Source organism: Clostridium pascui (assembly GCF_016908015.1).
GTDB lineage: Bacteria > Bacillota > Clostridia > Clostridiales > Clostridiaceae > Clostridium_AK > Clostridium_AK pascui.
The window spans coordinates 23,536-33,427 of the sequence record NZ_JAFBDB010000014.1 but is presented as its reverse complement, the minus strand read 5'-3'; the positions used below and the strand labels follow the sequence as shown (position 1 = coordinate 33,427).

Below are 9,892 nucleotides of genomic sequence, written 5' to 3'. Positions count from 1 at the left end.
TTTCTATTCTCTGTTCAATTTTCAAAGACCCTATCGCCTCAAGCGACTTTTACATATTAACACTTTTATTTCTTCTTGTCAACAACTTTTTAAAACATTTTTTAAAATCTTTGTCGACTTATTTGTCGTTTCTTGCGACAACATGTGTTATTGTATCACATCAATCCATGATTATAATGATAAAACTCACTAAAATTTAAATTTAAATTTAAAATCCTCTATAAATCTAGGAGTTAATTCTAATTTCTATAGAGGACACACTAGATAAGGTTGACGCTCTATTCTCTTAATATATAATAGGTTATATGGTCTCTCCACTTCCCATCAATAAAGAGATAATTTTTATTAATACCGAGTTCTTTGAAGTTACATGCTTTTAGAACACTTTGAGACTTTTTATTATCCACTAATGCTGAAGCCTCTATTCTATGTAAATTGAATTCATCAAATCCGTATTCTGTAACCAACTTTAAAGCTTCTTTCATATATCCTTTCCCTTGCTCATCTTTATCCATTGAATAACCTATAAAACAACTCCTAAAGATCCCCAATACTATATTGGATAATTGAATTTTTCCAATGAAGTTGTCATTTTTATATATCCCAAAATTTATAGCTTCTCCATTTAGATATTGCTTATATGATTCTATCAATATATCCCTTTGAAACTTTAATGTATAAAATTCCTCTTCCCTTGTAGGTTCATAAGGACTTAAATGCTCCTTATTCTTTAAATAATAGTTTAATATTTCCTGGGAATTTTCTGGAGTTAATATCTTTAGCTGTACATTCCTACCACTAAGGGTGATTTTTCTTAATAGATTTTCTTTTTTATAGTTTATTTTTTCTAGCCCAAATAAAAATTCACTTTTATAAATTCCATTTTCACATAAGTTATTAGCAATAACTCCTTCTAATTCAAATCCTAATTCCCCAAAACACTCAATACTTTCATCTTCCTTAACCAATATATTTATCTTTTTAATATTATCTTTATTAAAAACTTGATTCAGAAACTCATCAACTGATTTAAACAAAAGTCTTGGCTTATCCTGCTTATAAAATCTTATTCTTATACAGCAATATTTACTTTCAGTATTCCAATCTATTATATATATTCTTCCTAGCGTAATACCTATACTATCTTTAATAATATATTCCCTTTTATTACTTGTAGAAGTTATACAAACATCATTTTGCATATGCGTTCCCCCTTTATTTTTATATCGGTAAAATTTTATATCATCTTAAGTTAACTTTTATATAGTCCTTTTATCTCAATAAATACTTTAATATTATATCATAATCATATTTTTTACTTTACAATAAAAACTATTAATATTAATATATTTTATGTTTACTAATAATTACAAGTATAAAAAATGAAGGTTAGGTGATTTATCTATGAACAAACAAGCCTTAAATAAACTTAGTTTTTTCTTTATGGGTATAGAGAATAAATTTAAAGAAAACTCTAGCATATTCCTGGATATAACAGTTGAGTTTACTACTGGTCTTAAAAAATTCACAGGCATCGCTAAATTAAAGGAAAATACATTATCATTTAACTTTAATGGTAGAACTAATTCCTTTACTATAGAACAGCTTATTAAAAACATAATAAATGAAAGTGAGCACTATGAATCATTATTATTTACATATAATGAAAGAGGTGGAGGAGTATTAATCGAAGCATCTAACAAAAATGTATTATTTAAAAATATAGATTCAAAAAACTCTATAGATAAGGATAACTCTACATCTACTACAAAAACTTCCACTCTATTAAATAGAGATTATTACATAAAGGTAGGCGAAGCCGATGCTCTTTTAAAAGAAATAGGCATAATGAGCAAGGATGGAAAAATTAAAAATGATAAAATAAGAAAATATAATCAAATAGATCATTATGTAGAGTTGTTGGAAGGAATCTTAGATCAACTACCTTCCAATGAAGCAATAAATATATTAGATTGTGGATGTGGAAAATCATACTTAACCTTTGTATTAAACTATTACTTAACAGAAGTAAAAAAACGAAAATGTTTTTTCATAGGATTAGATATTTCTGAAACTGTAATTAATTCTTCTAAAGAAATGGCTGAAAATCTAGGCTATAGAAATATGGAATTTAAAGCCTTAGATATAAAAGACTATACACCTGATAAGAAAATTCATGTTGTTATATCTCTCCATGCCTGTGATACCGCTACAGATATGGCTTTAGCCTTAGGTATTAGAGTTAAGTCAGATGCTATAATAGCTGTTCCTTGTTGTCATAGAGAACTATTAAATCAATACTCCTATGCTCCTTTTAAAGGTGTGCTAAAGCATGGGATATTAAAAGCTAGAATAGCTGATGCACTTACAGATGGTCTCCGCTCATTAATTCTAGAAGCTTATGGATATAATGTATCTGTAGTTGAATATATTTCACCTTTAGAGACACCTAAAAATTTAATGATAAGGGCTCTGAAAACCAAAGACTTTGACAACAAAATTTTAGAGGACTATTTAAAACTTATCGCTGACTTGAATATAAATCCTGCTCTATATAGATTCTTAAATCAGTGGTAAGAAGCATGTTGATTCGTTCATCTTATCGTTATGTATAGCTTTATTATAAAAATTCAAAGGCAACTTTTATACATTTTTCAATGCATAAAGGTTGCCTTTATACTTACTTCCATTTTCTAAATTAACTATAAGTAATAAATATCAAAACACCTTCATTCGCTTCCAGGCTAACAACCTAGGGTGTTATATAGATAAAATAGAATATGGAAAATGTTATATCCACAGAATTATAAGAACATAAGCTTTACTTTTTGAAAATGCCACCTATTCCCTTAAAACATATTAACAAAGACAATTTTACAGAGGTTTTTTTAATTTGAAGTTTTAAGTTTTATCGCAGGTTGCATTTGGAGCAAAAACTTATAAAATTTATATGTTAGTATAAATCTATTAAACCTTATCCGCACATAAGATTTATATAACTATAAAATTTTTACCTCTTATAAGTTCTGTTTCTTTCTAATAATGATAAGTGAGCTATATAGAAAATTTAATTAATTATTATATTCCTATTATACCATAGTTTAACATAATATATCTATATAATTATAACATTAATTATTATAATTATATACAAAAAAAGACAGCATTTTTTTGCTGTCTTTATGTATATTATGCCTGGTCTAAACTAGATACAACCTTGTCATAATAATCTATATTACAAATTCCTTTTTCAAAATGACTACAAGTTCTGCAGCTTTTAGTTTCTGACTCTGCCGAAAGAGCTTGAAACCCATCATACATAGGTGTATAACCAGGACAATTATTACCTACAGCTATCATTTCAAAAGCATTTCCCATATTTTATTCCTCCTCAATTAATTTCTATTAATTTTACGCTTAATTGGATCAAATAAATTTACTATACACTTTTCATCTACATAGTTATCGCAATTATCACAGGTGTCAATTATATTCCCTACATCTGAAACAAACACTGAAGCTAAGGGCTCATAACCCGGGCAGTTTTCTGCTACTAGCATCTTAAGCTCCTCTAATCTCAATTTATCACCCTCTTTTATAAGTACTCGCTAATGCTTTTATTATTATTTCCACAAGTTTTAAAATAATGCATAAAAAAAACATAGACATTTAAATATCTATGTTTTCACTTATCTCTAGTACAGATTCAGTTTCGCTGCAGTATTTAGTTATTATACACTTTCCTAGATTTCTAGGACATCTTCTACACATACATATTCCATCTTGGCCATCGCACTTATTTACTAAGTAATCAGGGCACTTATTACAGTTTCCTCCTAGTATCATATCTTTCTCCTTATAGCATTTATTAGCTTATATTTTAAATAAGATCTATATCACATATATAAGCCTTATCTCCATTGTATCCAACTTCCTTCAAAACCTTTTTAACTACATCCTTTCCAATTTCATCTTCTTGCATTTCACAGAGAGCGTCTTCTAATCTACCCCACTGTGCCCACTCAACTTCTTCCGACTTCTTTATTTCACCATTTACATACTTAGCCATAAATGTAAGCATCACTATTTCTTTAGAGTTTACGTAATGGCTACCTAAATATTTTATACTATCCTTATCTACAGTTATGCCTGTTTCTTCATATACTTCCCTATACACTGTTTCCTCTACACTTTCTCCATTACTTACATATCCAGATATAAGCACCTTTGAATCTTTAAATATATAACTTTGTTTTAAAAGTAGTATTTTCTCCTCCTTAATAACAGCTACAATTATACATGGCTTTGGCGTATCAAAATACATTATATCGTCAATAGGGCAATATGGGACCCCTCCTTCATCCCAACTATACTTTTCAATTAATTTTCCTCCACATTTAGGGCAAAATTTAAATTTCATATATTCAGTTCTAAACTAGAACCTTTCACCTACCTTTCAAGCTAAATTAAAACTTATAATCTTATTTCAACCTCATCTTTTAATGTTATAAAATTTTCTCCTACATAACTATCATATGCAAATATATCTACTCCATTTTCACCTGCAAATCTTAAAGCTTCGCCAAACTTTTTATCCATATCATCATAAGGTGTAAAGAACATAACACCCTCTAATTGTATAACAAATATTACTCCAGCTCCTCTACCGCTTTTCTTCACATCAATTAATTCTAAAAGATGTTTTCTTCCCCTTTCTGTAGGTGCATCAGGAAAACTTGCAACTCCTCCTTCCTCAAAAGTTACTCCTTTTACCTCTAAGTAATATTCTTCACCCTTTGAATTTGTGAGTTTAAAATCAAATCTACTATTCCCAAAAACCTTTTCTCTTTGAATTATATTATATTCATTAAGCCCTCTTATTTTTCCTTCTCTTAAAGCCTCTTCTACTACTTTATTTGGCACTTGTGAATCTATATTTATAAACTTATCTCCCTTATATCCTCCAATAAGATCATATTTAGTCTTCCTATTAGGATTATCTTCTTCACGTAACACTACCTTAGTATGAGGAATTAAAATTTCCTTACATCGTCCCGTATTAGGAACATGAACCATTATTTCCTCTCCATCTATAATAACATATGCCTGAAATCTATTTGGCCTTTTAATGAATTCTCCTGTAATAATATTTTTATTTATAAACATATTATTTTCTCCATTTCTCTATAGATTATACACAACCCCTTTAACTTTATCCACATTATGCACAAGAATAATTATATGTATATATAAAAAAAGACATAAAGCTAATATTTATTCTTTACGTCTTTTTATAATTTATCATAATTATAATTTAAAAATCTTATATAAACGATCTATTTATATAAATAACTTTAAAACTATTAAAACTATTACTCCTGGCACTCCAAAAAATCCTGCAATAAGTGCCGTAATAGCATTAATACCTATAGAGAAGTTAAATAATGATCCTACTAAATTTACTAAAAATAATAGTACAGCTCCAGCCACACCATTTATCACTAACTTAATTAATATTGCTATAGGCCATGCAAATAGTTTTACTATAATTACAAGAGCTATTATAGCCACCAAGAAATATCCTATATACTCCACAAAAATCCCCCCCACTTTTTCTCCTATTATTAATTTATTTATATTATAAATAAATTATACTTCATTTACATCTTTTAAAACGTATTTATAGCTAATTTTTATATTTCTTTTCTTAGCCTGATTTAAAAGGTATATATATCTAGACTTTGCAGCTTGCTCAAGGTATATAGCATAGTCTATAAGTATAGGTTCTTTTGCTATTTGGAAATAATTTGTGGCCCTAGATATTTCCTCCTGACTTTCCATTATAGCTTTTATAAGCTTTTTATCCTCTTCATTATAATCTTTATCTTTACTTAATTTTATCCATGAGCTATTTTCCATAAAAAAACCTCCTATTTTATGTTATTAATTAATCTTTGACATAAAACAGGAGGTTTATTCCTTATATTTCTCTTCTTCCTTCTAAAGCCTTAGCTAGCGTAACTTCATCTGCATATTCTAAATCCCCGCCAACAGGTATACCATGTGCAATCCTTGTTACCTTAACACCAAAAGGCTTTAATATCTTAGATATATACATAGCAGTAGCTTCACCTTCTACATTAGGATTTGTGGCTACTATAATCTCTTTTACATCTCCATTAACTCTTTTTATAAGTTCTTTTAAATTTATATCATCAGGCCCTCTTCCTGACATAGGCGATATAGTACCATGAAGTACATGGTAAGTACCATTATATTCCCTTACCTTTTCTAAAGATATAATATCCTTAGGCTGCTCTATTACACAAATAATTTCCTTATCTCTACTTGGATTACTACATATAGCACAAGGATCCTTATCTGTAAAATTGCCGCATACAGAACAGTATTTTATAGTTCCTCTAGCTTTAATAAGAGCCTGAGAAAACTCTTCAACTTCTTCCTTAGGTAAGTTTAATACATGTAATGTAAGTCTTTGAGCTGTTTTATATCCTATACCTGGAAGCTTTGCAAATTCTTCTATAAGCTTTTCTATTGCTATTGGATAAAATTCCAATTAATTCACCTCAACTTAGGTAACTTAGAACATTCCTGGTATATTTAATCCCCCAGTTAACTTGTTCATTTCGTTAGCAGTCTCTTCTTCAGCCTTTTTTAATGCTCCATTGCATGCACTTAATATTAAATCTTGAAGCATTTCTACATCATCTGGATCAAGTACATCTGGGTCTATTTTTATATCAACCAGTTCCTTTTTACCAGTAGCCACAGCTACTACAGCTCCACCACCTGCACTAAATTCAAAAGTTTTCTTTTCTAATTGTTTTTGCATATCTTCCATTTGCTTTTGAAACTTTTGTGCCTGTTTCATTAAATTATTCATATTTCCACCACCGAAATTAGGTAATCCACCTTTAGCCATTATATATTCCTCCTTTTATTTTAAATAAGTTTAAACTAAATATACAATTATTTATTTTACATTATTACATATAAAGTGTAAATTCCTTTTAGCTATTCCTCTATTATTTGAATAATTTCCTCTCCAAATGTACTCTTTAATAATTGCTCTGGAGATCTTTGTGTGCCCTCATCTTTCTCTATTAAGTATTCAATCTTAACTTTTTCCTTTAGTATATCTGAAAATATTTCCTCTACTATCTTTTTACTTTGATCCTTTTCTAGCCTTTGTTTATTGAATGCATATTGCTTATCGTACCTTATAGTTACTACTCCACTTTCACATCCAATTAACTCACCTGTAATTAAAGATGCATATAATACCATATGCCTTCTAGCCTTAAATGTTTCTAGTATATCCTTCCAAAATTTCTTTAACTTATCTAAAGTTAAAGTGGAGTTCTCATTATATTTATTTACAGATTGAATCCTATGTTCCTGGTTTGCTATTTTCTCTTCTTCCTCTTCATGTTTATTTGATATTTTAGCAACTATAGATTCTGAATTAACCTTTATTTCCCCTGATCTCATAGCTTCTTCAACTTTATTAAGTCTAGATAAAATAACTTCATTAGATGTATCATATTCTATCTTACACATCTTAATTATAGCTAGTTCTAAATAAACTCTACTTTGCTTAGTCCATTTAGATTGTTCTTCTGCATCTTGTAGTATTCTTATATTTCTCATTATTTCTTCTACTCTTATTTTTTGGCATTGTTCTTTAATATCCTTAATATTTTCTTCAGACATATCCATAATTTCTTCAGGACTTTCAGTTACCTTAGCCATAAGTAAATTTCTCATGTGATTTATCATATCTTTTATAAAATAGTATATATCTTTACCTGTTAATACTACATCATCAATTATCCCTAAGGATGCTTCTATATCTTTTTCTATAATGCTTGTTGTAATCTTTAGCAAATTTTCATTAGTTACAAGTCCTAGCATATTAAGTAAGCTTTCGTACTCTACCTTCCCATTTCCCATTGAAATTCCTTGGTCTAATATACTTAACGCATCCCTCATAGCACCATCACACATACGTGCAATTAATCTTAAGCTTTTGTCATCTGCAAATACACCTTGCTCTTTAACTATGAACCTCAATCTTTCAAATACATCTTCATTTCTTATTCTCTTAAAATCAAACCTCTGACATCTAGAAAGTATTGTAATTGGAAGCCTTTGAGGATCTGTAGTTGCAAGTATAAATATAACATTTTCAGGAGGCTCTTCTAATGTTTTTAAAAATGCATTTACAGCTCCTTGAGATAACATATGTACTTCATCCATTATATATACTTTATACTTAGCTTCACTAGGAGGATAATTAACATCTTCTGATATTTCTCTTATCTTATCCACTCCATTATTTGAAGCTGCATCTAGTTCTATAACATCCATCAATGTTCCAGAATTTATCTTCTTGCATATATCACATTCATTGCAAGGTTCTCCATCTTTAAGGTTCAAACAATTAACAGCTTTAGCAAATATTTTCGCTGTGGATGTTTTCCCCGTACCTCTTGTACCTGAAAAAAGATATGCATGAGCTATTCTATTATTTTTTATTTGATTTTGCAGTGTTATTGTAATATGCTTTTGTCCTACTACATCCCCAAAACTTCTAGGTCTCCATTCCCTATAAAGAGCAGTATAGCCCATTAACTTCACCTCTTAACCAAACTTTAAAATTTATATATTTATAATTTATAATTTATAATTTATTATTTAAATGAATAAAAAGCACAATAAACTCAAGTTTATTGTGCTAAAATCACTATTTAAACCGTGCACCTCGCCTTGGCAAATAACCTATGAGCGTTACCTATACAGTTAACTCAAGCCAGGTTAATCCACGGCACACGGAAATTATCACTTACCGCTGCTTCCTTCCAGACCTCACGGGGTTCATGAGTTTCCGTTGCGTGGGACCCAGCTCTCAACGTCACTTACATAGGTCAGACCTCACAAGTTATAGCCTAAGCGAGGAATTCAATCCTGCTATAGCGGATTGCAGGTTACAGGGCACCGCTAACTCCCCATCTAGCACGGCAAAGTTTATATGGCGGAGAGAGGGGGATTCGAACCCCCGGTAGAGTTTCCCCTACACACGCTTTCCAGGCGTGCTCCTTAAACCACTCGGACATCTCTCCACGGATTTACTCATGACAATTATTAAATTTTATGTCGTTTACTAACGACAAATCCTATTATACTATGTGATTTTTATATTTGCAATAGCTTTTATAAATATTTTATTATAAACTTATAATTTATTACTTCCTACAATGACATTATATTCATTTAATAGCTTGTCCATATATTGACTTACCTTTAATATTTCCTCACTTTTTTCTTTATTATCTATATCACAAGTCACTTCATTTAAAAGCTCTCTAACGCTTTCAATTTTCCTTTTTATATTATATAAATTGTATTTTTTATCTCTTAAATCACTATTTATTCTTAATTCTCTATCACTAAAAAAAATGTTATTTTCAACTAAGGCATGTTCACAAAGCATCATCTTAAAACCTCCCTAATTAAAGCTCCTTTGTAAAATACTCTTTTGCATATAGAAGGTATTATTAAAAAATCAATCATGTTTTAATAACACAAATCATGTTTTAATTATATCAGCTTTGTAATATTAAGTAAATATTGGTTGTTATTATAAAGTAACCTATATTTCTGTAAATATTCTTATATTATTTCATCAAAACTCATTTTTCTACATTTATCTATTATATTTTATTAAAACAAAAAAGAAGCTATTATCATTAACAACTTCTTATAGATTTCTATTGGCGGAGAGAGGGGGATTCGAACCCCCGGTACAGTATTATCCGTACAATTGATTTCGAGTCAATCACCTTCGACCTCTCGGACATCTCTCCAAAAA

At 29.4% G+C, this 9,892-nt stretch carries 13 protein-coding genes, 2 tRNA genes and 1 other RNA gene; 1 reads left to right on the top strand and 15 read right to left on the bottom strand.

All coding sequences use genetic code 11. The features are described 5' to 3' along the window. Positions 1-278 precede the first annotated feature (278 nt). Positions 279-1,202: a GNAT family N-acetyltransferase gene (locus JOC70_RS18885; RefSeq protein ID WP_204600406.1), complete on the bottom strand. Its 924-nt coding sequence runs from the start codon at positions 1,200-1,202 to the stop codon at positions 279-281. Between the two features lie 202 nt (positions 1,203-1,404). Here JOC70_RS18885 and JOC70_RS18880 point away from each other — a divergent pair, with 202 nt between their 5' ends. Beyond that, entirely contained in the window at positions 1,405-2,577 is a 1,173-nt protein-coding gene (locus tag JOC70_RS18880) for a class I SAM-dependent methyltransferase (protein WP_204600405.1), read from the top strand. 612 nt (positions 2,578-3,189) lie between these two features. Here the strand turns inward: JOC70_RS18880 and JOC70_RS18875 are convergent. The 14 genes from JOC70_RS18875 to JOC70_RS18810 form a co-directional block, all read right to left on the bottom strand. Further along, complete coding sequence (locus tag JOC70_RS18875) at positions 3,190-3,378, bottom strand: hypothetical protein (RefSeq protein ID WP_035310519.1); 189 nt, start codon at positions 3,376-3,378, stop codon at positions 3,190-3,192. A gap of 17 nt (positions 3,379-3,395) precedes the next feature. Further along, positions 3,396-3,581, bottom strand: coding sequence for a hypothetical protein (locus JOC70_RS18870; RefSeq protein WP_035310521.1), 186 nt, complete (start codon positions 3,579-3,581; stop codon positions 3,396-3,398). A gap of 88 nt (positions 3,582-3,669) precedes the next feature. Next, positions 3,670-3,846, bottom strand: coding sequence for a hypothetical protein (locus tag JOC70_RS18865; protein ID WP_204600404.1), 177 nt, complete (start codon positions 3,844-3,846; stop codon positions 3,670-3,672). Positions 3,847-3,880: 34 nt separating this feature from the next. After that, a complete protein-coding gene (locus JOC70_RS18860) occupies positions 3,881-4,420 on the bottom strand; it encodes an NAD(+) diphosphatase (protein WP_204600403.1) in 540 nt (179 codons plus the stop codon). A 53-nt stretch (positions 4,421-4,473) separates the two neighbouring features. Next, entirely contained in the window at positions 4,474-5,166 is a 693-nt protein-coding gene (gene sfsA / locus JOC70_RS18855; RefSeq protein ID WP_204600402.1) for a DNA/RNA nuclease SfsA, read from the bottom strand. Positions 5,167-5,340: 174 nt separating this feature from the next. Further along, on the bottom strand, positions 5,341-5,601 hold the full coding sequence (locus JOC70_RS18850; RefSeq protein ID WP_204600408.1) for a pro-sigmaK processing inhibitor BofA family protein: 261 nt from the start codon (positions 5,599-5,601) through the stop codon (positions 5,341-5,343). 48 nt (positions 5,602-5,649) lie between these two features. Continuing rightward, the gene (locus JOC70_RS18845; RefSeq protein ID WP_204600401.1) at positions 5,650-5,919 is read right to left on the bottom strand and encodes a YaaL family protein; all 270 of its coding nucleotides are present in this window, start codon (positions 5,917-5,919) and stop codon (positions 5,650-5,652) included. A 61-nt stretch (positions 5,920-5,980) separates the two neighbouring features. Continuing rightward, positions 5,981-6,577, bottom strand: a complete 597-nt coding sequence (gene recR, locus JOC70_RS18840; protein WP_204600400.1) for a recombination mediator RecR — start codon at positions 6,575-6,577, stop codon at positions 5,981-5,983. Positions 6,578-6,601: 24 nt separating this feature from the next. After that, a complete protein-coding gene (locus JOC70_RS18835; protein ID WP_035310534.1) occupies positions 6,602-6,943 on the bottom strand; it encodes a YbaB/EbfC family nucleoid-associated protein in 342 nt (113 codons plus the stop codon). Positions 6,944-7,035: 92 nt separating this feature from the next. Continuing rightward, positions 7,036-8,652 carry a DNA polymerase III subunit gamma/tau gene (gene dnaX / locus JOC70_RS18830; RefSeq protein WP_204600399.1) on the bottom strand — a complete coding sequence of 539 codons (1,617 nt, stop codon included), beginning with the start codon at positions 8,650-8,652 and terminating at the stop codon, positions 7,036-7,038. Positions 8,653-8,776: 124 nt separating this feature from the next. Further along, an RNA gene (gene ffs / locus JOC70_RS18825) (signal recognition particle sRNA large type) lies at positions 8,777-9,042 on the bottom strand. A gap of 11 nt (positions 9,043-9,053) precedes the next feature. Then, positions 9,054-9,143: transfer RNA gene (locus JOC70_RS18820), tRNA-Ser, on the bottom strand. Between the two features lie 113 nt (positions 9,144-9,256). Next, entirely contained in the window at positions 9,257-9,517 is a 261-nt protein-coding gene (locus JOC70_RS18815; RefSeq protein WP_243429191.1) for an aspartyl-phosphate phosphatase Spo0E family protein, read from the bottom strand. A gap of 278 nt (positions 9,518-9,795) precedes the next feature. Beyond that, positions 9,796-9,887, bottom strand: a tRNA-Ser gene (locus tag JOC70_RS18810). Positions 9,888-9,892 lie beyond the last annotated feature (5 nt).